Consider the following 24,449-nt stretch of genomic DNA (forward strand, 5'->3'; position numbering starts at 1 on the left):
CCCTTTCCGCAATCGTTTACAGCGACGCCGCCGCGCGCGCGGCCGTGTCGTAGAGGCCCGATGCGTGGCGCAGCAACTGCGCCGCGTCGCCGATCTGCTCGTTGGTGAGCCCGCTGTCCTTCAGCGTCTCGATCAGGCAGTGCTCGCGCACCTCGCGATACTTCAGGCACAGGTCGCGGCCCGCGTCGGTGGCGAAGAAGAACACTTCCTTGCCGTTCTTCTCGCTCTTCACATAGCCGCGGGCGATCAGTTTTTTCAGCGCATAGGTCGCGACGTGCGTATCCTCGATATTGAGCACGAAGCAGATGTCGGCGAGCTTCTTCTTGCGCTCGCGATGGCTGACGTGATGCAGCAGCGACACCTCGACCGCCGTCATGTCCTTCGCGCCGGCCGCCGACATGCAGCGCACCATCCAGCGGTTGAACGCGTTGCCGGCCATGATGAGCCCGTATTCGAGCTCCGACAGCTCCGCGCTCGAATCGGAAACGAGGTGTTCGGATGACACGATCTGGGTCGGAGGACGCTTCATGGAAAGGCGGCGCAAGCAGGATGTCAGGGTGTGCCGAGTGTACGCCAGAAGCCCCGGCATACGGGCTAGGCGAAAACGCTTATTGGTAACTTATCGATATCTTATTGACAATGTGCGCTAACATTGCCGTCCGAACCGTGCCAGTCCGATGACGCAACCCCGCATTTATCCGCTCGGCGATGCCGCCCTCGTCTGCGAGGTGCCGCCGCCCGCCACGCTCGATTGCCAGCGCCGCGTCTGGGCCGTTGCCGAGGCCGCGCGCGCGTGGCCCGACGTGATCGACGTCGTGCCGGGCATGAACAACCTGACCATCGTATTCGATGCGCTCGCCACGACGGCCGAGTCGCTCACGCCGGCGCTGCGCGACGCGTGGGAGACGGCCGACGTCGAGCACGCGGACGGCCGCGAAGTCGAGATCCCGGTCGAGTACGGCGGCGCAGCCGGCCCCGACCTGCCAGCCGTCGCCGCGCACACGGGCCTGTCGGTCGACGAGGTCGTCGCCCGCCACGCGGCCGGCGAATACGTCGTGTTCTTCGTCGGCTTCCAGCCGGGCTTCGCGTATCTGGGCGGCCTCGACGCGTCGCTGCACACGCCGCGCCGCGCGGCGCCGCGCCTCGAAGTGCCGGCCGGCTCGGTCGGCATCGGCGGCGCGCAGACGGGCATCTACCCGGCCACCTCGCCCGGCGGCTGGCAACTGATCGGCCGCACGTCGCACGTGCTGTTCGATCCGGCGCGGCAGCAGCCGACGCTGCTGCTGCCCGGCGACCATGTCCGCTTCACCATTGCGGGAGTCGACGCGTCATGACCCAGAGCAACGCGCCGGGCAACATCGAGGTGTTGCGGGCCGGCCCGCTGTCGACCGTGCAGGATCTCGGACGCCGCGGCGCGCGCCATCTCGGCGTCGCGCAGGGCGGCGCGCTCGACGGCCTCGCGCTCGAGGTCGGCAACCGGCTCGTCGGCAACCGCCCCGACGCGGCAGCCGTCGAGATCACGATCGGCCCGGCCGCGTTCCGCTTCACGCGCGCGACCCGCATCGCGATCACCGGCACCGAGTTCGCCGGGACGCTCGACGGCCAGCGCGTATATTCGTGGTGGAGCCTGCCGGTCGACGCCGGGCAGACGCTCGTGCTGCCGGCCGCGAAACGCGGGATGCGCGGCTATCTGTGTATCGCGGGCGGCATCGACGTGCTGCCGATGCTCGGCTCGCGCAGCACCGATCTCGCGTCGCGCTTCGGCGGCCTCGGCGGCCGCACGCTGCGCGACGGCGATCGGCTCCCGGTCGGCGTGCCGCCGGCCGGCGCGGGCTGCCTCGCGGCCGATGCGCCCGAATTCGGCGTGAAGGCGCCGGCGTGGTGCGCGTTCGTGCGCGTCGACGAGCCGCCGCGCCGCCACCGCCCCGCGCATGCGCCGTGGGCGATGCCCGTGCGCGTGCTGCCGGGCCCCGACTATGCGTCGTTCGCGGCCGATTCGCAGCAGGCGTTCTGGGACGAGGAATGGCTCGTCACCGCGAACAGCAACCGGATGGGCTATCGCCTCGCCGGCGCCGAGCTCCTGCGCGAGCGGCCGGTCGAATTGCTGTCGCACGCGGTGCTGCCCGGCACGATCCAGGTGCCGCCGAACGGCCAGCCGATCGTGCTGATGCACGACGCGCAGACCACCGGCGGCTACCCGAAGATCGGCACGGTGATCCGCGCCGATCTGTGGAAGCTCGCGCAGGCGCGGCTCAACCTGCCGATCCGCTTCGTGCGCACGACACCCGACGCCGCGCGCGCCGCCCTCGCCGCGGAACGTGCGTATCTGCGGCAGATCGACGTCGCGATCGACATGCGCGAGGAAGCGCGCCGCCGCGCACAATCGCGTGCGGCGTGACAATGATGGAAGCAGCACGGAGGACGCGCCACGCAATCAGTGGACGAGGAACACCATGGAAATCGATCTGAATGCCGATCTCGGCGAAGGGTGCGGATCGGACGAGGCGCTGCTCGACCTCGTCACGTCCGCGAACATCGCATGCGGGTGGCACGCGGGCGGCGCCAATGCGATGCGCGACTGCGTGCGCTGGTCCGTGCAGAAAGGCGTGTCGATCGGCGCGCATCCGAGCTTTCACGATCCGGAGAATTTCGGCCGCAAGGAAATGCAGCTGCCGGCCGGCGACATCTATGCCGGCGTGCTGTACCAGCTCGGCGCGCTGTCGGCGATCGCGCAGGCCGAAGGCGGGCGCATCGCGCATGTGAAGCCGCACGGCGCGCTGTACAACCAGGCCGCGCGCGACCCGATGATCGCCGATGCGGTGGTATCCGCGATCCACGATTTCGATCCGTCGCTCGCGGTGTTCGGGCTCGCGAACAGCGTGTTCGTCGCGGCCGCGCGGCATGCGGGGCTCGCCGCGGTGGAGGAAGTGTTCGCCGATCGCGGCTACCGCGCGGACGGTTCGCTCGTGCCGCGCAGCCAGCCCGGCGCATTGATCGACGATGAAGACGCAGTGCTCGCGCGCACGCTCGACATGGTGCGCAACCGGCAGGTGCGTGCATTGAGCGGCGAATGGGTGCCGCTCAACGCGCAGACCGTCTGCCTGCACGGCGACGGGCCGCATGCGCTGGCGTTCGCGAAGCGGATTCGCGCGGCGCTCGAGGCGGCGGGCGTCGACGTGGTGGCGCCGGGGGTGCTGCAAGCCGACGAAGGCGCGTGATCCACGCGGGTCGCACACCCGAAGCACAAAAGAAAAAAGCGCCCTCGTGGCGCTTTTCCGTTGGCGCAATCGCTGCGGCTTCGCCGTCTGTCGATTCGCTCCCCCGAAACCGTCTTGCGACGGTGACCGGAAAAATATTCCGGATTAAAAAACGTCCGCCGCCGCCCGCACTGCATTCCCCGGTCAGACGACGGAACGTTGCTTATCTGCAAGTCGGTCCGCATGCATGTGTTGTCCGACGATGATTGGCCCCGCCGTACATGCAGACACTCCGCGGCCGGCACGCGCTTCACGTGCCGGCGACGCTAACCCCGCGCTTTATTTCTGCTACCCCGTAGAACTTATCTATTCTTTTCATTTTTTCAACTTGTGGGATGAAGAATAGATATTGGCAGAACGGGATGTCAATCGTTTTAAACGCTATTTTCCGACGAATCGAGGGTTTTCCTTATCGATTGCCGCCGCGATGCAGGCGCCTCACCGCGTGCGCGCGATGTCGATCAAACAGGGGAAGATCGGTGCGTGGAACCCGGCGCGATCAGTTCGCGTCGACCCGGTATCCTTGCTGCCGCAACAATTCGAGCACGCCGCGCGGGCCGCCCAAGTGCAGCGCGCCGATCGCGACGAACAGCGGCCGGTTCGGCGCGGCGATTGCGGTCATCCGTGCAACGAAGCGCCGGTTGCGCTCGTACACGATCTTGTTGTCGATCGACGCCGACAACGCCTTCGAACGCGCAAGCCGCTCGCCCTTCGCGACGGCCCATGCCGAGATCGCGTCGGCGTCGCCAATGCGCCACAGCCGGTGCAGCGACTTGATGTCGTCGGCGTTCTGCGCGGGTGTCTGCACCATGTCCTGCGCGAGCATCTCGCGCTGCTCGGCCAGCGTGAGCCCGGTGAACGCGCGCATCTGTTCGGCGAGCGTCTCGAGCCCGATCACGCGGCCGCCCTTCTTCTTCAGGAACACGTTCTGCAGTTGCGCCTCGGTGCCGTACTCGGTCTGCAGGCCGGCCGACAGCGAATCGTAGGTCTCGACGACGAGCGCTGCGAGCCACGGCCGCATCTTGCGGATCTCGGCGAGCGCGGCCGGGTTGCCGCGCAGGCGTGCCGCGAGCCGTTGCCACAGCGGCTCGGGCAGCAGGCGCTGCAGGCACGGGTAGCGGCACACGCCGTACTTCGACACGTCGTCCTGCGATTCGAGCAGGTCGTCGGGCGACAGCTCGAGCGCGAGCGTCGGCGACGCGGCGAGCGCCGCGAGGATGCGCGGCCGGAACGGCTGCACGCTCGGGTAATCGGACGGGTCGCCGGTGTGCAGCGTGCCGAGCACGTAGAGCGTGACCTTGCCCTTGGTCGCGACGTAGAACGGCATGCGCGCGGGCTGCACGCGCACCGTGCCGCGCGCGACCGTGCCGTCCGACGCGGCAGGCGCGTGGAAGCCCGGCAGGCTCATGCCGGGCGGCGGGACCTGCGACGGATGGATCGGCGAGGTGGCCGGCGCGCGCCCTTCGGCGCGCGCCGGCTCGACGGGAACAACAAGGCTGGCCGCCACGCACGCGCCAGCCAGCGCCGCGCCCGTGACGGTCCGCACGCTCCAGCGCCGCGCGTAGCGGTACGCGCGCATCACGCGCGCGCTGCTTGCCCCCGAACGGCGCACGCCGGACGCGCGCGCCGCCAACGCTTCAGGCATTCGCCTCCCCTACCTCCTCGGCGCGATGGCAGGCCACGCGCCGTCCGTCGACGTCGCGCAGCTGCGGCTCCTCGGCACGGCAGCGCTCGACCGCATACGGGCAGCGCTGGTGGAACGCGCAGCCCGACGGCGGATTGAGCGGCGACGGCAGTTCGCCCTGCAGCTTGATCTGCACGCGGCGGTCTTCCTCGAAGATCGCCGGCGTCGCCGACATCAGCGCACGCGTGTACGGATGGCGCGGCCGCGCGTAGATCGTCGCCTTGTCGCCAAGCTCGGCGACGCTGCCGAAATACATCACCATCACGTCGTCCGCGACGTGCTCGACCACCGACAGGTTGTGCGAGATGAACACGTAGCTCGTCTTGAACTGCTCCTGAAGATCCATGAACAGGTTCAGGATCTGCGCCTGGATCGACACGTCGAGCGCGGACACCGGCTCGTCGGCGACGACGATCCGCGGATCGAGGATCATCGCGCGCGCGATCGCGACGCGCTGCCGCTGGCCGCCCGAGAACATGTGCGGATAGCGCTTCGCGTGCTCGGGCCGCAGGCCGACCGTGCGCATGATCTGCGCGACGCGCTGCGCGCGCTCGGCGGCCGTCAGGTTCGCGTTGATCTCGAGCGGCTCGGACAGCGTCTGCTCGACGGTCTTGCGCGGGTTGAGCGACGCGAACGGGTTCTGGAACACCATCTGCACGCGGCGGCGCAGGTCGGCGACCGTGTCGCGGCTCGCGCCGGCCACGTTCTTGCCGTCGATCGTCAGGCTGCCCGACGTGGGCGTCTCGATCATCGTGAGCTGGCGCGCGAGCGTCGACTTCCCGCAGCCCGACTCGCCGACGACGGCGAGCGTCTTGCCGCGCTTCAGCGAGAACGACACGCCGTTCAGTGCCTTCACCGTGCCCTGCCCGAACATCCCGCGCTTGACCGAATAGTGCTTCGCGAGCCCGTTAGCCACCAGCACGGCTTCCTCGTCGTGCGGAGCACGATGCGTATCTTGGACTGCATTCATCGTGCGCCTCCCGTCAGGTCGAGGTTGGAAACATTGAGCGGCTTGATACAGCGCGCGCGCATCGCATCGTTGCCGGACACCAGCGTGTCGAGCGCCGGCCGCGCCTTGCGGCAATCGTCGACGACGTACTTGCAGCGCGGCGCGAACAGGCACCCGGACGGGCGATCATCGCGGCCCGGCACCATGCCGGGCAATGCGGCAAGGCGACGCGCCCCCTTATTGTGCTCGGGAATCGCCGCGAGCAGTGCTTCGGTGTACGGATGATGCGGCGCGCGGAAGATATCGGGCACGCGGTTGGTCTCGATGATCTCGCCCGCGTACATCACCGCGACGCGCTGCGCGACCTCCGACACCACGGCCAGGTCGTGCGAGATCAGCACGAGCGCCATCCCGCGCTCCTTCTGCAGCTTCACGAGCAGGTCCATGATCTGCGCCTGGATCGTCACGTCGAGCGCGGTGGTCGGCTCGTCGGCGATCAGGAGCTTCGGGTTGCACGCGACGGCCATCGCGATCATCACGCGCTGGTTCATCCCGCCCGACATCTGGTGCGGGAACGACGTGATGCGGTTCTTCGCATCGGGAATGCCGACCTGGTCGAGCAGTTCGAGCGCGCGCCGGTTCAGCGCGTCGCCGCGCAGGCCTTCGTGCAGCTTCAGCACCTCCTTGATCTGGTAGCCGACCGTGTAGCTCGGGTTCAGGCTCGTCAGCGCGTCCTGGAACACCATCGCGATGTCCTTGCCGACGATCTTGCGGCGCGCCTTCGGCGACGCCTTCAGCAGGTCGACGCCGTTGAACGAGACCTCGTCGGCCGTCACCTTGCCCGGCGCGTCGATCAGGCCCATCAGCGCCATCATCGTCACGCTCTTGCCCGAGCCCGATTCGCCGACGACGCCCACCACCTCGCCCGGGGCGATCGACAGGTTGATCCGGTCGACCGCGGGCAGGCCGTTGAAGTTCACCGCGAGATTGCGGATGGTCAGAAGGTTGCTCATGTCATCCTCCGCCGGGCCGCCCCAAGGAGGATGACCGCCCCCTCGGGGGGCAGCGAACGAAGAGAGCGTGGGGGTCGTTTCATCTCATGCCATCCGTTTCAGTTTGGGATCGAGCGCGTCGCGCAGCCCGTCGCCGAGCAGGTTGATCGCGAGCACCGAAATCAGGATCGACAGGCCGGGCATCGTCACGATCCACCACGCGTTGTCGATGTAGTCGCGTGCGGACGCCAGCATCGCGCCCCACTCGGCGGTCGGCGGCTGCACGCCGAGGCCGAGGAAGCCGAGCGCGGCCGCGTCGAGGATCGCCGACGAGAAGCCGAGCGTCGCCTGCACGATCAGCGGCGCGGTGCAGTTGGGCAGCACCTGCGAGAACATCAGGCGCAGCGTGCCGGCACCGGCCACGCGCGACGCCGTCACGTATTCCTTCTGCAGCTCGCCGAGCGCCGACGCGCGCGTGAGGCGCACATAGGCCGGCAGCGCGACGATCGCGATCGCGAACATCGTGTTGGTGAGGCCCGGGCCGATGATCGCGACGACCGCGACCGCGAGCAGCAGCGACGGCAGCGCAAGCAGCACGTCCATGATGCGCATCACGGGCGTGTCGGCCCACTTCTGGAAGAACGCGGCGACGAGCCCGAGCACGATGCCGGGGATCAGCGCGAGCACGACCGACACGAAGCCGATCCAGAACGACATCCGCGCGCCGAACATCAGGCGCGAAAGAATGTCGCGGCCCGCTTCGTCGGTGCCGAGGATGAATTTCCAGTTGCCGCCGTCGAGCCACGCGGGCGGGATCTTCACGTAGTCGCGGTATTGCTCGACCGGGCTGTGCGGCGCGATCAGCGGCGCGAGCAGCGCGACCAGGATCAGCGCGACCACGACGATGCCGGCGCCGACGGCGCCGCGGTTGCGCGAGAAGTTGGCCCAGAACTCGCGCAGCGCGAGCGCTCGGCCGCCGGCCGGCGCGGATTCGGTCGGCAGGGTGTTTTGCAGATTGCTCATGGAATTACCTCGTGTGGCGGATGCGCGGATTCAGCACGCCGTACAGCAGGTCGACGACCAGGTTCACGACGATCACGAGCGTCGCGATCAGCAGGATGCCGCCCTGGACGACCGGATAGTCGCGGCGGCCGATCGCATCGATCAGCCACTTGCCGACACCGGGCCACGAAAAGAGCGTCTCGGTCAGCACGGCGCCCGCGAGCAGCGTGCCGATCTGCAGGCCGATCACGGTGACGACCGGGATCAGCGCATTGCGCAGCGCATGCACGACGACCACGCGCACCGGTGACAGCCCCTTCGCGCGTGCGGTGCGGATGTAGTCCTCGCGCAGCACTTCGAGCATCGACGAGCGTGTCATCCGCGCGATCACCGCGAGCGGGATCGTGCCGAGCACGATCGCCGGCAAGATCAGGTGGCTGACCGCCGACCTGAACGAGCCTTCGTCCGGCGCGAGCAGCGCGTCGATCAGCATGAAGCCCGTCGGGTGCGGGAAATCGTATTCGACGGCGATGCGCCCCGACACGGGCGTCCAGCCGAGGTACGACGAAAACACCATGATGAGGATCAGCCCCCACCAGAAGATCGGCATCGAGTAGCCGGTGAGCGCGGTGCCCATCACGCCGTGGTCGACGACCGAGCCGCGCCGCAGCGCGGCAATCACGCCGGCCGGCAGCCCGACGGCGAGCGCGAACACGAGCGCGCACAGCGACAGCTCGACGGTCGCCGGGAAGCGCGCGAAGAACTCGCCCGCAACGCTCGTGTTGGTGATGATCGACGTGCCGAGGTCGCCGTGCGCCGCACGGCCGATGTAGTGGAGGTACTGCATGGGCAGCGGCTCGTCGAGCCCGAGGCGTTTCATCGCCTCCGCGTGCATGGCGGGATCGACGCCCCGCTCGCCCATCATCACTTCGATGGGGTCGCCCGGTATCAGGTGAATCAGCGCAAACGCCAGGATGGTGATGCCGATGAAAGTCGGGATCACCATGCCCACGCGGCGCAACACGAATGTGAACATGATGCGTCTCGTATTTTCTTGTGGGAAATGTGCGACCGGCGACGGGAAGCTCGTGGCCTCCCGCCGCCGGATGAATTACCGGTCTCGGTCTTCGTAGACAGCTTACGCCTGCCGTGTTACTTCACGCCGACACCGTCGAAGCGTGCATAACCGAGCGGCTCGATGCGCATGTCGACCACGTTCTTGCGCACCGGCTGGTAGACCGTCGAGTTCGCGATCGGCGAGAACGGCAGCTGCTGCGCGAAGATCTGCTGCGCCTGCGTGTAGAGCTTCGTCCGCGCGTCCTGGCCCGTCGTCGTGCGGCCCTTCTGGACCAGTTCGTCGAACGGCTTGTAGCACCAGTGCGAGAAGTTGTTGCCCTTGATCGCCTCGCAGCCGAGCAGCGTGCCGAGCCAGTTGTCCGGGTCGCCGTTGTCGCCCGTCCAGCCGATCAGCATCGTGTCCTGCTCGCCCGAGTGCGCGCGCTTGATGTACTCGCCCCATTCGTACGTGACGATCTTCGCCTTCACGCCGATCTTCGCCCAGTCGGCCTGAATCATCTCGGCCATCAGGCGGGCGTTCGGGTTGTACGCGCGCTGCACGGGCATCGCCCACAGCGTGATCTCGAAACCGTTCGCATAGCCGGCCTTCGCGAGCAGCGCCTTCGCCTTCGCGGTGTCGTACGCGGCCATCTTCAGGTTCTTGTCGTACGACCATTGGGTCGGCGGCACCGGCGCGGTGGCGGCCTGGCCGGCGCCCTGGTAGACGGATTCGAGGATCGCCTTCTTGTTGATCGCCATGTCGAGCGCCTGACGCACCTCGAGCTTGTCGACCGGCTTGTGCTCGACGTTGTACGCGAGATAGCCGAGGTTGAAGCCCGCCTGCGACGGCATGTCGACGCCCGAATCGGCCTTCAGCGTCGCGATGTCGGCCGGACGCGGATAGCTCATCACCTGGCATTCGTTGCGCTTGATCTTCTGCACGCGCACGCCCGGGTCGGGCGTGATCGAGAAGATCAGCTTCGAGAGCTTCACTGCGCCCTTCTTCCAGTAATCAGGATTGCCGTCGAAACGGATCGTCGCATCCTTCGTGTAGCTGCGGAAGATGAACGGGCCCGTGCCGACCGGCTTCTGGTTGATGTCGGCGGCCTTGCCGGCCTTCATCAGCTGGTCGCCGTATTCGGCCGACAGGATCGACGCGAATTCCATCGCCATGTTCTGGATGAACGGCGCGTTCGGCTCGGCCAGCGTGAACTTCACGGTGTACGGATCGACCTTCTCGACCTTCGTGATCAGCTTGTCGAGGCCCATGTCCGTGAAGTACGGGAACGACACCGGGTACGCCTTGCGGAACGCCTGGTTCGGGTCGAGCATGCGCTGGAACGTAAACAGCACGTCGTCCGCGTTGAATTCGCGCGTCGGCTTGAAGAAGTCGGTCGTGTGGAACTTCACGCCGTGGCGCAGGTGGAAGGTGTACACCTTGCCGTCGGACGACACGTCCCACTTCTCGGCGAGGCCCGGCTCGACCTTCGTGCCGCCGCGCTCGAATTCGACGAGACGGTTGTAGACGGTGAACGTGGCGGCGGTGAAATCGACGCCGGTCGTAAATTGCGCGGAATCAAAACCCGCCGGGCTGCCTTCTGAGCAGTAGACGAGCGTTTTGTTCGGGATCTGTGCGAATGCAGAGCCCGCGACGCCGAGCGATGCCGCTGCCACGCCTGCAATGGCGGTAACACGCAGGGTGTGCAACAGACGGTTGTATTCCATGTTTCCTCCAGGTCTCCAGATCGGAACCGGTCCCGCCAGGGGCCGGTGTACGCGGATATTACTTGAGCTAGCGATGCTGCAACAAGCTGGAGAAAAAACTCTTCTAGACGCGCCCGCACGGGTTTTTGCGGATGTTTTGCGCAGGCAAAAAATGCGAAAACGCGCGCGAGCGACAGTTCCGTTCATCCCGCGCAAGTTTCGTTCGATCACTAAACAATTCGGGCGCGAACACGAACGAAAACCACGTCGTTTTCCGCGTCGGGCCACCCATCATTGCGTTTTACGAAACGATCCGATGACGCGCCTTCACGCCGTCACGCCGTCACGCCGTCACGCCGTCATGCCGTCATGCCGGCGCGTCGAGGTCGGCGCTGCGCGCGGGCACGAACGCAACCGCGACGATCGACAGCGCGAGCCCCGCCATCACATAGTAGGTCGGTGCCAGCGGCGTACCCGTGACCTCGATCAGCCACGTGACGATGAACTGCCCGAAGCCGCCGAACAGCATCACCGCGACGTTGTATGCGATCGACAGCCCGGTCGAGCGCACGTTGGCCGGGAACAGCTCGGCGATCATCGCGCCGAACGGTCCGTAATAGCCGGCGAGCGTCACCGACAGCACGGCCTGCACCGCGATCAGCCGCCCGATGCTCGGCGTCGCGTCGAGCCATGCGAACAGCGGATACATCAGCGCGAGCGTCAGCACGAGCGACCACAGCGACAGCCCCTTGCGGCCGATACGGTCCGACCATGCGCCCGCGACCGGCGACAGCACCATGAGCAGCAGGTTGCCGACGATCACCGCGTAGAACGATTCCGCGTACGGCAGCTTCAGTTGCCTCACCGCGAAGGTCGGCAGATAGATGATCAGCGCGTAGATCGTCACCGTCAGCGCGATCACCGAGCCGAGCCCGCACAGCACCTCGCGCGGGTGGCGCGTGAACACTTCGCCGAGCGTCGCGCGGCGCGCGCTCTGCTGCGCATGCAGGAACGCTTCGGAATCGGCGAGATGGCGGCGGATGTAGAAACCGATCGGGCCGATCACGAGCCCGAGGACGAACGGCACGCGCCAGCCCCAGCTGTGCAGCGCGTCGTGCGACAGCCCGCGCGTGACGGCCGCACCGACGAGCGCGCCGATCAGCAGCGCGGCCGCCTGGCTCGCCATCTGCCAGCTGCCGTAGAAACCGCGCTTCGAGAACGGCGCGGCTTCGATCAGCAGCGCCGTCGCGCTGCCGAATTCGCCGCCCGCGGAGAAGCCCTGCAGCAGGCGGCCGAGCACGATCAGGATCGGGCCGCCGATGCCGATCGCCGCATAGGGCGGCGCGACCGCGAGCAGGAAGATGCCGGCCGTCATCAGCAGGATCACGAGCGACAGCGCGGCCTTGCGGCCGGCGCGATCCGCGTACAGCCCGAACACGATGCCGCCGATCGGGCGCATGAAGAACGCGACGCCGAACGTCGCGGTGGTGAGGAGCAGCGACGAATATTCGCTGGAGGTCGGGAAGAACAGCTCGGCGATCACGACCGTCATCAAGCCGAACACCGTGAAGTCGTACCACTCGAGCGCGTTGCCGATCACGGCGGCCACGACCGCACGCCGGTTCAGCGCACGCTCGGGCCGGATCGTTTTCGTTGAATTCGCAATCGTCGCCATGCGTGCCTCTTCCTCGTGAATTCGCCGTGTCGGGCGGCGCGGCGCGCGGTATGCCACGGCTCGCTGGTTTGCAGCGAGTGTAGAAAGCGACGGAACCGTTTTCAAGCAATAAAAACGCCCGCCATCAGACGACGGCGGGCGTTTTGCGGTTTTCGCCACAATGCGGCATCGCACGATGCCGCACGGACCTCAACCCATCTTCGAGAATGCGCTGCACCAGCCCTTCGCCGACACCTGCTTGCCGGGGAAGGCGCCGCACGGGCCCGAAGCCGAACCCTTCTTGCCCTGGTACAGCATGCAGGCCGCGCAATCCTGGCCCGCTGCGTATTTCGGGTACTTCGTCTTGTCGACCTTCGTGGCATCGGCCTTGTAGCCGAGCGCCACCGCGGTCGGATCGGTTTCCGACAGCATCGGCGTATCGGCCAGCGCTTCGCGCGACAGCGCCAGCGCGGACACGACGCCAACGCTCGAAATCAGGAAACTCCGACGGGATGTTTTCATGGGGGACTCGCTCCAACGTTATCGGTTTGAAAGCTGTTCTGGCGACAGCCGTCCGACAGAATAACGCTCAAGCGAATAAATGTGCGCGTCGAAATTCCAGAGATAAGGAATTTCACACAGCCGGCACGCGCACGCCGCGTCAGCGGTAAGCCGCCATGTCGCCTACGCGCTGTGCGAGCGCGAGCGACGCAGTGAGCCCGGGTGACTCGATGCCGAACAGGTTCACGAGCCCGCGCACGCCATGCTGCGCGACGCCCTGCACGATGAAGTCGGCCGGCGGCTCGCCGGGCCCCGCGACCTTCGGCCGGATGCCCGCGTACGCCGGCTGCAGCGCGTCGTCGGGCAAGTCCGGCCAGAACGCGCGGATCGACGCGTAGAACGCGCCGGCGCGCGCCGGATCGACTTCGTAGCGCAGCGCATCGACCCATTCGACGTCCGGCCCGAAGCGCGCCTGCCCGGCCAGGTCGAGCGTCAGGTGCACGCCGAGCCCCGCGCGATCGGGCATCGGGTAGATCAGGTGCGAGAACGGCGCGCGGCCCGACAGGCTGAAGTAATTGCCGCGCGCGAGATAGAGCGGCGGCACCCAGCGCGGGTCGAGGCCGCGCGTGCGGCGCGCCAGCGCCTGCGCACCGAGGCCCGCGCTGTTGATCACGCAGGCGGCCTCGATCTCGGTCGGCGCGTCGCCGCCCGTGCGCACGACGAAGCGCCCGCCGCGCAGCACGTCGATCGATTCGACCGGGGATTGCAGCGCACAGACGGCGCCGGCGCGTTCCGCGTCGCCGAGCAGCGCGAGCATCAGCTGGTGGCTGTCGACGATGCCGGTGGACGGCGAGAACAGCGCCGCCACGCATTCGAGCGCGGGCTCGAGCGTCTGCGCCTCGACGCGCGTGAGCGGCAGCAGGTCGAGCACGCCGTTTTCGGCCGCGCGTGCGGCAATCGTCTTCAGCTGCTTCACCTGCGCGGCGCTCGTCGCGACGAGCAGCTTGCCGGTACGCCGGTGCGGCACGTGATGCGTCTCGCAGAAGTCGTACAGCAGGTCGCGCCCGCGCACGCACGACAGCGCCTTCACCGACCCGCGCGGATAGTAGAGCCCCGCGTGGATCACTTCGCTGTTGCGCGAGCTCGTGCCCGTGCCGATCGCGTCGGCGGCCTCGAGCACGAGCGTCTCACGCCCGCGCGCGGCCAGTTCGCGCGCAATCGCAAGCCCGACGACGCCCGCGCCGATCACCACACAATCCATCTGCTCCATGACTTTTCGCGTCGCTAACGCGTCGAGGGGAGAGAAGAGAATTGTACGTCCCGGTTCACCCGCTTGCCGAACGTATGTGCACCGCGTCGCGCCGCCGGTTCAGAAACCGATCGGCCGGCGCTTCGCGGCGCCCTCGTCGGCGCGGATGTCGCGCGGCCCGATCGCGTCGCGGCCGTCGAGCCGCGCGGCGCCGAATGCGTGCAGCAGCGCGCGGCGCATCGTGCGCGGCGGCGTCGCGGCCAGCACGTCGAGCGCCTCGTCGCCGAGCGTGTCGGGGAAGCGCCGCCCCCACGCATGCGACGTGCGAATCTCGTCGTAGATCGTCTGCGCGATCCGGCGCGCGCCGGCCGCATCGGGCGGCTCGATCTCGTACACGTTCATCCGGTTGAGCAGCGGCTCCGGAATCGCCTGCGCGTCGTTCGCGGTCGCGATCCAGATCACGTTGCCCGCATCGATCGGCACTTCCGCAAATTCGTCGACGAACGCGCGCGCGGTGTCGTGCTCGAGCAACGCATATAGCGCGCCGAGCGGATCGTATTGCGCATCGCTGCCGGCCTTGTCGATCTCGTCGACCGCGATCACGGGGTTCGCATAGCTGCCGTTCACGAGCGCCTCGAACACCTTGCCGGGCTTCGCGTTCTTCCATTGCGACGACGCGCCCGACAGGATCCAGCCGGCCGTCAGCGAGCTCATCGGCACGTAGTGGTACGCGGTGCCGAGCAGTTGCGCAAGCGCCTTCGCGAAATGCGTCTTGCCGATGCCGGGCGGCCCGAGCAGCAGGATCGGCATCAGTTCGAGCCGGTCGTCCGTTTCGAGGCACAGCGCGATTTGCTTGCGCACGTCGCCGAGCGGCTCGACGAAATTGGGCAATGCGTCGCCGAGCGTGTCGAACGACGGCATCCGGTTCGGCTTCACGCAGAAGCGCAGGTTGCCCGTCTTGAGCATCCTCTCGTAGGTGGCGCGCAGTGCGTCACTCGCGCTCTCGTTCAGGTCGCTCAGCGCCGTCTCGACCTGCTCGAGGTCGTACACCGTGCTGAAGGACGCCACCGCCAGTTCCTGCTTCACCATCGCCGTCGTCATACCAACCTCGCTGCCGCTTGCCGTCACACAACCATCAGACCCTTACGATTTCAGTGTAGCGGGCCCGCATCCCCGCGCAAGCAAGCAGCCGCGCGAGTCTGCTGCTAACAGCCGGCGCGGGCTGCACGCCTGCGCGCCGCGGCGTATGATTGTCGGTTCACCCACCACCGCGCCGGCTTCGCCGACGGCGCCCGCGCGGCGCTTCGCGTCCGGCCCCGAAGGTATGCCGATGTCCGTCCCCATTGCTTCCCCGCGCGTCGATGCCGATGCGATCGGCGCCGTCGACACGGCGCTCACGTCGCGCCGCGCAGTCCGCGCGTTCCTGCCGACGCCCGTGCCGCGCGCCACGCTCGAGGCGATCCTCGAAGCCGCGAGCCGCGCGCCGTCGGGCACCAACATCCAGCCGTGGCGCGTGTACGTCGCGACGGGCGCCACGCGCGATGCGCTCGCCGCCGCGCTCACCGCGGCCCACGACGATCCCGCGCGCGACGAGAAATACGTCGCCGAGTACGACTACTACCCGCGCGTGTGGGTGTCGCCGTATATCGACCGGCGCCGCAAGGTCGGCTGGGACCTGTATGGCCTGTTGAACATCGGCCGCGACGAGAAGGCGCGCATGCACGCGCAGCACGCGCGCAACTTCCGTTTCTTCGATGCGCCGGTCGCGCTGTTCTTCACACTCGACCGCGTGATGACGCACGGCGCGTGGCTCGATTGCGGGATGTTCCTGCAGGGCGTGATGACCGCCGCACGCGCACGCGGGCTCGATACCTGCCCGCAGGCCGCGTTCGTGCCGTTTCACCGGATCGTCGCCGAACACCTCGGCATTCCCGCCAACGAACAGTTCGTCTGCGGCATGTCGCTCGGCCATGCGGACCCCGACGCGATCGAAAACCGCCTCGTCACCGAGCGCGCGCCCGTCGCCGAGTTCGCGCGCTTTTTCGCTTGAAAACGCGTAACGCGGCGCTACCTTTCGAACAGGACCGCATCGTGCGGCGAACCTGTCGCGGCGCGTCCTGTCACATCACGATCGAAATCGATCGGGCGTAAGATGTGCGTCCGTTCCCCGCTATTCCGCGTTTCCGGAGACGTTTCATGCTGAAACACGGCCTGGCCGTCCTGCTCGCGAGCGTCGCGCTCGCCGCCCATGCGCAGAGCCCCGCGCCGGCCCTCGTCGCGTGGGAAATCCAGGTGGTACGCGACGGTCAGACGATCGACACGTTCCAGCAGCGCACCACCGTGGGTCAGACCCGCACCGATACCCATCGCTATCCGTCCGCCGTGCCGGTCGGCTGCGGCAATGCCGCGCGCGTCGTGCCGATCGAGCGCTCGCGCTCGGTGACGGTCGCGCCGCTCACCGTCGACGCAAGCGCGAACACGGTGTCGCTCGCGCTCGACGTGCAGGAAACGCTCGACGACGAAAACGCGAAGCGCGGCGATCCGTGCGTGCCCGCATCGCCGCGGCAAATCGTCGCGAGCCACCCCGGCCTGTCGGTCGGCGGCGATGCATGGACCGACTGGACGCTCGTCAACCAGCACCCGCACCTCGTCTACCGCGTGCGCGCGCACGTCGCGAAGGACTGAGCGCCATGTCCGCCGACGCCCTGTCCTTGCCATTCGCCGAACCGCACGCCGCACCCGACGAAATCACCGCGGTCAGCTGGAACCTGCACAAGGGCCGCTCGCCGCTCGGCTTCACCGCGTGGAACGCGATGCGCAACTGGATGCAGTCGACGCACGCCGACGTGTATTTCCTGCAGGAAGCGATGGCGCGCCGCATGCCGCGCCCCGTGCTCGCGCCCGGCTTCGGCGTGCCGATGGACGACGCGGTCGACGACGTATGGCACTGCCAGGCCACCGAGATCGCGCATGCGCTCGACTGGCAGATCGCGCTCGGGCCGAACGTGTTCAAACCGTCGTGGCGGCACGGCAACGCGATCCTGTCGCCGCATCCGCTCGACCTCGGCGGCCGCTGGGACATCTCCGCGCACCGCTTCGAGCGGCGCGGGCTGCTCGTCGCGCGCGCGACGCTCGCGGGCGCGCGCCCGGTCACGCTGCTGTGCGCGCACCTCGCGCTCACGCGCGCCGCGCGGCTGCGCCAGATGCACTGGATCGCGCACTGGATCGTGCGCAACGCGGGCGACGGCCCGCTGATGCTCGCCGGCGACTTCAACGACTGGCGCAACGATTCGGTCGCGCTGTTCGGCGAGATCGGGCTGTCCGAGGTCGCGACGCTGCTCGGCGAATCGGGCCGCACGTTCCCCGCGTTCTCGCCGGCGCTCGCGCTCGACAAGATGTTCGTGCGCGGCCTGACGCCGCTCGAATGGCGCGCGCCGTCCGGCGAGGCCGCGTGGCTGTCGGACCACCTGCCGTACATCGCGCGCCTGCGCCTCGATCCGCAATAACGATCCCGAGAACGACTCGATCACGCTCCACCAAAGCGCGGCCGCACGGCAGGCGCTACATTAACGGCTTGCCCATCCCGCCACCGCCCCGCATCCGGGGCGCGCCGCCATGACCTACCTTCCGATCCTGCTGCAAATCGCCGCCGTCTATCTCGTCGCGGCGATCACGCCCGGCCCGAATTTCTTCATGATTTCGCAACTGTCGCTCGCGGGGCGCCGCAGCCTCGGCGCCGCATCGGCGCTCGGCGTCGGCACCGCGTCGGTCGCGTGGGCGACGCTCGCGATGCTCGGCCTCGCGGCCGTGCTGCACCAGGTCGAATGGCTGTACGAGGCGATCCGGATCGGCGGCGCCGTGTATCTCGTGTATTTCGGCTTCAAGCTGCTGCGCTCTGGCGTGCGCCGCGACGCGGCGCCGGCCGACTCGCCGGACGAACGCGCGCCGCTGGCCGCGCCGCATGCGCGCGACTACCTGCGTGCCTATCGCAGCGGCCTGTTCACCTGCCTGACGAACCCGAAATCGTGCGCGTTCTGGACCAGCGTGTTCGCGGCGATGCTGCCCGCGCACGTGCCGCTGTGGTTCAACGGCGCGGTGCTGGTGACGATCGGCGTGCTGTCGGCCGGCTGGTATTCGTGCGTCGCGTACCTGTTCGCGAGCCCGCGCGCGCAGCGCGGCTACCGGCGCGTGCGGCGCCCGCTCGACGCGCTGTGCGGGGTGGCGCTCGTCGGCCTCGGCGCGAAACTCGCGGCCGATCGCTGAAAGCTTGTTGCAAGAATTCGTTGCGCCAAATCCGCGCAACCGCGGGGGTCAAGCCCGCGATCCGCGCCAAGCAGGGTAAAATAACGAGTTCCTCAATCGTCTGTCATCGAGAAGGCGCGTGTCCGACGCGCCGGCCGGCCGATCCTCGATCGGGCCGTCGCACTCGGTTTTTTTGCCCGTTTTTGGGCCCGTTACACGCGTTCGCTACGCGCGTCCGTTTTCAAAGCCATGAGCAAATACGACACCGCCACCGTCCAATCCGTCCATCACTGGACCGACACGCTTTTCAGCTTCACCTGCTCCCGTGAGGCGGGCCTGCGCTTCAACAACGGCGAATTCACGATGGTCGGCCTCGAGGTCGACGGCAAGCCGCTCGCGCGCGCCTACTCGATCGTCAGCCCGAACTACGAAGAGCATCTCGAATTCTTCAGCATCAAGGTGCAGAACGGCCCGCTGACGTCGCGCCTGCAGCACCTGAAGGTGGGCGACACGGTGCTGATCGGCAAGAAGCCGACGGGCACGCTCGTCGCCGACAACCTGCTGCCGGGCAAGACGCTGTGGATGCTGTCGACGGGCACGGGCCTCGCGCCGTTCATGTCGATCATCCGCGATCCGGACATCTACGACCGCTTCGACAAGGTGATCCTGACGCACACGTGCCGCCTGAAGGGCGAGCTTGCGTACATGGACTTCATCAAGCATGACCTGCCGGGCCACGAGTACCTCGGCGACATCATCAAGGAAAAGCTCGTCTACTACCCGACGGTCACGCGCGAAGCGTTCGACAACGAAGGCCGGATCACCGACCTGATCGCGACGGGCAAGCTGTTCACCGATCTCGACGTCCCGCCGTTCTCGCCGGAAAACGACCGCGTGATGCTGTGCGGCAGCACCGCGATGCTGAAGGACACGACCGAGCTGCTGAAGCAGGCCGGCCTCGTCGAAGGCAAGAACAGCGCGCCGGGCCACTACGTGATCGAGCGCGCATTCGTGGACTGATCCGCACTCGTAGGGCCTGTTCCCGCCAATAACGGGCTTGCGCTGGCCGCCAGAAGGGCCGAGCGCAAGGAATGCGACGCAGCGAATACCGGGCGTATTCGCAAGGAGCATGACGCCGCGATCGGCCCTTCTGGCGGCCAGCCCCACAAACGATTTTTTCCAATCAAGGGAACGCGCCTTGCCGGCCGTATTGCGGCGTCGATCGTCGCTTGTCCCCCAAGGGGACTTCCTTCGGGGCGTTTGGCTCGGCCAAACGGCGCTCCTCACTCCTTGCACTACAGCCGGCAAGGCACGTTCGCAAGCCCGTTATTAGCGGGAAGAGACCCTATTTGTGCCGCATCAAGAACCGGAGCGAAAGCTCCGGTTTTTTTTCGTCCCTACTTGGCGAATTCGTAACAAACTGGGACCATTCCATCTCAAATAGTTACATTTGGATACGTCATCGCACGGTGCTTGGGTGTCAGTGTTTTTCCTACAACACGTTCATTCCGATTATTCACATTTACCCTTAAATGTCCGCCCGACATGACCTTTTCGGAATTTTTGAGATATTATTCGGCCCGCGTGGTGGCCGTTCGAATGAGTGTGGAAGGGTCGGATGCAAGTGTTACAACATGTAACTTTTGTTACGTCGGCATGGGGCGATTCTCTGGCGGAGATCGTCATCGAAACGGCAGCCGATCCACGCAGCCAGCCGGTGTCTGAACCGCTTTCTGACAGCAGGGAGAGTCATGGATACGTCGCTTAACGCGCCCTCGGGTGCCCACGCCCCGTTCCCGTCGCGGCAGCTCATGCACAGCTGCGCCGCTACTCCGCCCATTGCCAAAGCCGCGTCGAAACGCGACGCATCCGCCGCACGAATCGCGGCCCTGTCCGCCCAATTGCTCGCCGCCGACGAAGCGGCCCGCCGCCACTTGGCCGGCGAGCTGCACGACGGGCTCGGCGCCGAACTCACCGCTGCCCGCTTCGCGCTCGCAAACGTTCAAACGTGGCTGCCGGCCGATGCGCCGGACGGTTGCCTGCGCGCGCTGGCGCTTGCGCAGCAGGCGCTCGACTCCGCGACCGACGCGAATCGCCGGCTGATCGACGAGCGCGGCACGCCGGCGCTCGACGCGGGCGTGGTCGGCACGCTGTCGTCGTGGGTCGACAGCCATGCGACGCGCACGGGCCTGCGCACGAGCTTCGTATGCGCGGCCGACGCGCGCCTGACGCAGATCGCCGGCGCCAGTGCGCTCGCGGTGTTCCGCGTCGCACAGGAAGCGCTGTCGAACGTCGCGAAGCACGCGCGCGCGGCGTCGGTCGACGTGCGGATCGTCACCGACGGCACGCATCTGTCACTGATTGTCGCCGACGATGGGACCGGTTTTGCCCGTGGCCGCCGCACCGGCTACGGCCTCGCCGGCATGCGCGCCCGCTGCGAAGCGTTCGGCGGCAGCTTCGAGACGGCCACGCCGGAAACCGGCCACGGCACGCGCGTCACCGCGCGCTTCGCGTGGGATTCGCTGCTCGCGCTGCCCGTCGCGGCACGCCGCGCGTCGCTTTCGTGAGGTCGTCATGAGCCTGAACATCCTGCTCGTGGATGATCACGCGATCGTCCGGCAAGGGGTCCGCCAGTTGCTGATCGACCGCGGCGTCGCGCGCGACGTCACCGAGGCCGAGAACGGCGGCGACGCCATGGCCGCCGTCGACAAACAGGAATTCGACGTGATCCTGCTCGACATCTCGCTGCCGGACACGAACGGCATCGACGTGCTCAAGCGCCTCAAGCGCAAGCTGTCGCGCACGCCGGTGCTGATGTTCTCGATGTACCGCGAGGACCAGTACGCGGTACGCGCGCTGAAGGCCGGCGCCGCCGGCTACCTGTCGAAGACGGTCAACGCCGCGCAGATGATCGGCGCGATCCAGCAGGTCGCGGCCGGCCGCAAGTACGTGAGCCCCGCGATGGCCGAGGCGCTCGCCGAATACGTGTCGTTCGAGAACGAGCCGCTGCCGCACGAGAAGCTGTCCGACCGCGAATACCAGACGCTTTGCATGCTCGCGTCGGGCAAGCGGCTCACCGACATCGCGAACACGCTGTCGCTGTCCGTGAAGACGGTGAGCGTGTACCGGTCGCGGCTGCTCGAGAAGATGCGGCTGTCGAACAACGCGGAACTCACGTTCTACGTGATGAGCAACCGGCTCGTCGACATGGCGCCCGCAGCCTGCGCCTGATACACCCGATTCGCCGGGCTCAACGGCGCGGCGCGCGCCGCAACGCCGTCAACCGCCGCCCGTTTCACGCGCAAGCGCTTGTTTTATCGGACGATTCCGCGGGGTGCCGCTGCGCTGCAGCGGGTCTTGTTCGCCAAATCGGCTAAAATTACGGGTTTTCACTCAGTCAGCGCTGCCGCGCTCGCGCGCTGGCGATTCATCCGCAATGTCTCTCTTCCGCAAGAAAAACGTCGATCGCATGATCGCCGGCGCGCACGCCGCCGGGCTCAAGAAAGCGCTCGGCGCGATCGACCTCACCTTCCTCGGCATCGGCGCGATCATCGGCACCGGCATCTTCGTGCTGACCGGCACCGGCGCCGTGCAGGCCGGCCCCGCGCTGATGCTGTCGTTCTTGATCGCCGCGATCGCGTGCGGCCTCGCGGCGCTGTCGTACGCGGAGTTCGCGTCGTCGATCCCCGTCGCCGGCTCGATCTACACGTATTCGTACGCGACGCTCGGCGAACTCGTCGCGTGGATCATCGGCTGGGACCTGATGCTCGAATACGGCCTCGCGGCGTCGGCCGTGTCGGTCGGCTGGTCGGGCTACCTGCAGTCGCTGCTGCAGGGCTTCGGGCTCACGCTGCCCACCGTGCTGACCGCGGCGCCCGGCGCGGTGCCGGGCGTCGTCACATGGTTCAACCTGCCCGCGTTCCTCGTGATGCTCGTGATCACGACGCTGCTGTCGATCGGCATCCGCGAGTCGACCCGCATCAACAACATCATGGTGTTCATCAAGGTGTCGGTCGTACTGCTCGTGATCGCGGTCGGCGTGTTCCACGTGACGCCCGCGAACTGGAAGCCGTTCATGCCGCACGGCTGGAACGGCGTGTTCGGTGCGGCGGCCGTGATGTTCTTCGCGTTCATCGGCTTCGACGCGGTGTCGTCGGCGGCCGAGGAAGTGAAGAATCCCAAGCGCGACCTGCCGATCGGCATCATCGCGTCACTCGCGGTGTGCGCGGTGCTGTATGTGACGGTCGCCGCGGTCGCGACCGGCATCGTGCCGTCGGCCCAGTACGCGAACATCTCGCACCCGATCTCGTACGCGCTGCAGGCCGCCGGCGAGACATGGGTCGCGGGCTTCATCGATCTCGGCGCCGTGCTCGGCATGCTGACCGTGATCCTCGTGATGAGCTACGGCCAGACGCGCGTGATCTTCGCGATGTCGCGCGACGGGCTGCTGCCGGCGATGCTGTCGCGCGTGCACCCGCGCTACGCGACGCCGTTCCTGACGACCTGGCTCGTCGGCCTGTTCTTCGGGCTGATCGCCGCGCTCGTGCCGCTCAACGTGCTCGCCGAGCTGATCAACATCGGCACGCTCGCGGCGTTCTCGATGGTGTCGATCGCGGTGCTCGTGCTGCGCCGCACGCACCCCGACCTGCCGCGCGCGTTCCGCTGCCCCGGCGTGCCCGTGGTGCCGATCCTCGCGGTCGCGTCGTGTCTGTTCCTGATGCTGAACCTGCAGCCCATCACGTGGGCCGCGTTCGGCATCTGGCTCGTGATCGGCCTCGTGATCTACTTCCTGTACTCGCGACACCACTCGAAGCTCGCGCACGGCAGCGACGCGCACTGAACCCCGCCGCTCCGCGCGCGAACGCAGCGCGTGGAACGGTGCGACACCCCGCGGGGCCGAATCCCGGCCCCGCGCGCACTTCACCGCCCTTCCTCCTGACCGCCGGTCGCGACTCGCGCACGGCGGGTTCATTGCTGCGGATCCGGTTTTCAGAATTCAGCCGCACTCAATACATTTCAATCAATTAAACGGCGCATCGTTCACCCCGATTAAATTACCAAGAAATGACAAAAAAATAATCCGCCAATCTTCATTGACCTATTTCGACCGCGAAACTAGTATTCAGACCGATCACCGCCGAAGTGCCCGCCCGGCCTTGCGCTCCCGAAGCGACGAGCCGCCGCACACACCGCGCGGCATGACGAAAACGATATTGCGGAGACCAATCTTCCCTAATTTTAATTCGGGTATAAATTCCTGAAACTAAAATTCCAGACCCTATTATACGATTTTCATTAAATCGGCTAATTCGCTCGTCCGTTCGTATTGAATTGCCTCCGCATGGAGGCATGGTGCAGTACTGTCTGAAGTTCAACTGGAACCTGAGAGGTCAGTCATGAACAATACTTTGGTCAATGTCACGGCAAAGACCGAGATCAACGCAGCCAATAGCACGATCGCCGAGCTCAAGGAGTATCAGAGCCGTAACTGGGCGATCGGCATGAACGGGGATACGCTGGCGCCGGACGGCTTCCTGTCCTTCTTCACCGAGCGCAGCCTGCCGTTCAGCTACTACGTGCGTGCGCGAGGCGTCTCCGTCGGCGAGCCGACCGCGTACCCGGTGAACATCGAAACGCTCACGCAGCACATCGCTGCGATCCGCGCCGCCGAGTCGAACCTCGTCACCGCGACGATTCGCGATCTCGAACTGTACAAGTCGCGGAACTGGGCGATCGGGCTGAACGGCACGACGCTGCAGCCGGACAATTTCCTGCCGTTCTTCGGCACCCGCTCCGTGCCGTTCGAATACTACGTGCGCAGCGGCGGCGTCGAGCTCGGCTCGCCGAGCGCCTACGACAACAACATCCGCAACCTGAAGCAGTACCTCAGCGCGCTGTAACCGCTGCGATGTGCCGTCCCGCCGGGTGCTTGCGCCCGCCCGGCGGGTGAACCGGCGCCGCCCCGCCAAGGCCGGTCGGGGCGGCGCACATGCCCGGCGTGTGCCGACTCGCTCCCCGGCATCGTTCTCGCGATCGCCCGGTATCCGGGCGTCCCATCGTTTCGCCCATTCGTCTCTTTCCGCCGAGCCCATCCGCACGGCCTCCTGCACGCTTGCGCCGGGCAGTTCATAATCCCGCCATCGAACGACGGGCCGGGCC

The 24,449-nt window shown here is 67.0% G+C and carries 23 protein-coding genes; 12 read left to right on the forward strand and 11 right to left on the reverse strand.

All coding sequences use genetic code 11. The annotated features are described in order from the left end of the window. Positions 1-16 precede the first annotated feature (16 nt). Positions 17-529 (reverse strand): winged helix DNA-binding protein, encoded by a 513-nt coding sequence (locus CUJ89_RS16800; protein WP_114178305.1) that lies wholly within the window; start codon positions 527-529, stop codon positions 17-19. Positions 530-677: 148 nt separating this feature from the next. On the opposite strand from CUJ89_RS16800, the gene pxpB reads away from it, so the two are divergent. The 3 genes from pxpB to pxpA are packed head-to-tail and all read left to right on the forward strand — an operon-like array spanning position 678 to position 3,218. Then, positions 678-1,334 carry a 5-oxoprolinase subunit PxpB gene (gene pxpB / locus CUJ89_RS16805; protein WP_114178306.1) on the forward strand — a complete coding sequence of 219 codons (657 nt, stop codon included), beginning with the start codon at positions 678-680 and terminating at the stop codon, positions 1,332-1,334. After that, a complete protein-coding gene (locus CUJ89_RS16810) occupies positions 1,331-2,398 on the forward strand; it encodes a biotin-dependent carboxyltransferase family protein (protein ID WP_114178307.1) in 1,068 nt (355 codons plus the stop codon). The genes pxpB and CUJ89_RS16810 overlap by 4 nt, the downstream gene beginning before the upstream one ends. A gap of 55 nt (positions 2,399-2,453) precedes the next feature. After that, a complete protein-coding gene (gene pxpA, locus CUJ89_RS16815; RefSeq protein ID WP_114178308.1) occupies positions 2,454-3,218 on the forward strand; it encodes a 5-oxoprolinase subunit PxpA in 765 nt (254 codons plus the stop codon). A 538-nt stretch (positions 3,219-3,756) separates the two neighbouring features. Here pxpA and CUJ89_RS16820 read toward each other — a convergent pair. From CUJ89_RS16820 to CUJ89_RS16865, 10 genes are all read right to left on the reverse strand, one after another. After that, positions 3,757-4,902, reverse strand: a complete 1,146-nt coding sequence (locus CUJ89_RS16820; protein ID WP_114178309.1) for a TraB/GumN family protein — start codon at positions 4,900-4,902, stop codon at positions 3,757-3,759. Then, positions 4,895-5,911 (reverse strand): peptide ABC transporter ATP-binding protein, encoded by a 1,017-nt coding sequence (locus CUJ89_RS16825; RefSeq protein ID WP_114178310.1) that lies wholly within the window; start codon positions 5,909-5,911, stop codon positions 4,895-4,897. Before CUJ89_RS16825 ends, CUJ89_RS16820 begins: the two co-directional genes overlap by 8 nt. Next, positions 5,908-6,903, reverse strand: coding sequence for an ABC transporter ATP-binding protein (locus CUJ89_RS16830; protein WP_114178311.1), 996 nt, complete (start codon positions 6,901-6,903; stop codon positions 5,908-5,910). Before CUJ89_RS16830 ends, CUJ89_RS16825 begins: the two co-directional genes overlap by 4 nt. Positions 6,904-6,987: 84 nt before the next feature. Continuing rightward, complete coding sequence (locus tag CUJ89_RS16835) at positions 6,988-7,905, reverse strand: ABC transporter permease subunit (protein ID WP_114178312.1); 918 nt, start codon at positions 7,903-7,905, stop codon at positions 6,988-6,990. Positions 7,906-7,909: 4 nt separating this feature from the next. Continuing rightward, positions 7,910-8,920 carry an ABC transporter permease subunit gene (locus CUJ89_RS16840; protein WP_114178313.1) on the reverse strand — a complete coding sequence of 337 codons (1,011 nt, stop codon included), beginning with the start codon at positions 8,918-8,920 and terminating at the stop codon, positions 7,910-7,912. A gap of 116 nt (positions 8,921-9,036) precedes the next feature. Continuing rightward, positions 9,037-10,665, reverse strand: a complete 1,629-nt coding sequence (locus tag CUJ89_RS16845) for an ABC transporter substrate-binding protein (protein ID WP_114178314.1) — start codon at positions 10,663-10,665, stop codon at positions 9,037-9,039. Between the two features lie 346 nt (positions 10,666-11,011). Next, on the reverse strand, positions 11,012-12,319 hold the full coding sequence (locus tag CUJ89_RS16850) for an MFS transporter (protein ID WP_114178315.1): 1,308 nt from the start codon (positions 12,317-12,319) through the stop codon (positions 11,012-11,014). Positions 12,320-12,508: 189 nt separating this feature from the next. After that, positions 12,509-12,820, reverse strand: a complete 312-nt coding sequence (locus CUJ89_RS16855) for a high-potential iron-sulfur protein (protein WP_114178316.1) — start codon at positions 12,818-12,820, stop codon at positions 12,509-12,511. A gap of 139 nt (positions 12,821-12,959) precedes the next feature. Beyond that, complete coding sequence (locus CUJ89_RS16860; RefSeq protein ID WP_114178317.1) at positions 12,960-14,069, reverse strand: NAD(P)/FAD-dependent oxidoreductase; 1,110 nt, start codon at positions 14,067-14,069, stop codon at positions 12,960-12,962. 99 nt (positions 14,070-14,168) lie between these two features. Then, the gene (locus CUJ89_RS16865) at positions 14,169-15,149 is read right to left on the reverse strand and encodes an AAA family ATPase (protein WP_114178318.1); all 981 of its coding nucleotides are present in this window, start codon (positions 15,147-15,149) and stop codon (positions 14,169-14,171) included. Positions 15,150-15,378: 229 nt separating this feature from the next. On the opposite strand from CUJ89_RS16865, the gene CUJ89_RS16875 reads away from it, so the two are divergent. The 9 genes from CUJ89_RS16875 to CUJ89_RS16915 all read left to right on the forward strand — a co-directional run bounded on the left by CUJ89_RS16875 (position 15,379) and on the right by CUJ89_RS16915 (position 24,190). Continuing rightward, positions 15,379-16,098 carry a nitroreductase gene (locus CUJ89_RS16875; protein WP_114178656.1) on the forward strand — a complete coding sequence of 240 codons (720 nt, stop codon included), beginning with the start codon at positions 15,379-15,381 and terminating at the stop codon, positions 16,096-16,098. Positions 16,099-16,244: 146 nt separating this feature from the next. Further along, positions 16,245-16,733, forward strand: coding sequence for a hypothetical protein (locus tag CUJ89_RS16880; RefSeq protein WP_114178320.1), 489 nt, complete (start codon positions 16,245-16,247; stop codon positions 16,731-16,733). A 5-nt stretch (positions 16,734-16,738) separates the two neighbouring features. Next, entirely contained in the window at positions 16,739-17,554 is an 816-nt protein-coding gene (locus CUJ89_RS16885) for an endonuclease/exonuclease/phosphatase family protein (protein ID WP_114178321.1), read from the forward strand. A gap of 109 nt (positions 17,555-17,663) precedes the next feature. Beyond that, entirely contained in the window at positions 17,664-18,311 is a 648-nt protein-coding gene (locus CUJ89_RS16890; protein ID WP_114178322.1) for a LysE family translocator, read from the forward strand. Positions 18,312-18,539: 228 nt separating this feature from the next. Continuing rightward, positions 18,540-19,310 carry a ferredoxin--NADP reductase gene (locus tag CUJ89_RS16895; protein ID WP_114178323.1) on the forward strand — a complete coding sequence of 257 codons (771 nt, stop codon included), beginning with the start codon at positions 18,540-18,542 and terminating at the stop codon, positions 19,308-19,310. Between the two features lie 731 nt (positions 19,311-20,041). Next, positions 20,042-20,857, forward strand: coding sequence for a quorum system sensor histidine kinase RqpS (rqpS, locus tag CUJ89_RS16900; RefSeq protein ID WP_114178324.1), 816 nt, complete (start codon positions 20,042-20,044; stop codon positions 20,855-20,857). Between the two features lie 7 nt (positions 20,858-20,864). Further along, the gene (gene rqpR, locus CUJ89_RS16905) at positions 20,865-21,521 is read left to right on the forward strand and encodes a response regulator transcription factor RqpR (RefSeq protein ID WP_114178325.1); all 657 of its coding nucleotides are present in this window, start codon (positions 20,865-20,867) and stop codon (positions 21,519-21,521) included. 205 nt (positions 21,522-21,726) lie between these two features. Then, a complete protein-coding gene (locus tag CUJ89_RS16910; protein WP_114178326.1) occupies positions 21,727-23,130 on the forward strand; it encodes an amino acid permease in 1,404 nt (467 codons plus the stop codon). Between the two features lie 556 nt (positions 23,131-23,686). Continuing rightward, positions 23,687-24,190 (forward strand): hypothetical protein, encoded by a 504-nt coding sequence (locus CUJ89_RS16915; RefSeq protein ID WP_114178327.1) that lies wholly within the window; start codon positions 23,687-23,689, stop codon positions 24,188-24,190. Positions 24,191-24,449 lie beyond the last annotated feature (259 nt).

The sequence above is a fragment of the Burkholderia pyrrocinia genome, from assembly GCF_003330765.1.
In the GTDB taxonomy this organism is placed as follows: domain Bacteria; phylum Pseudomonadota; class Gammaproteobacteria; order Burkholderiales; family Burkholderiaceae; genus Burkholderia; species Burkholderia pyrrocinia_B.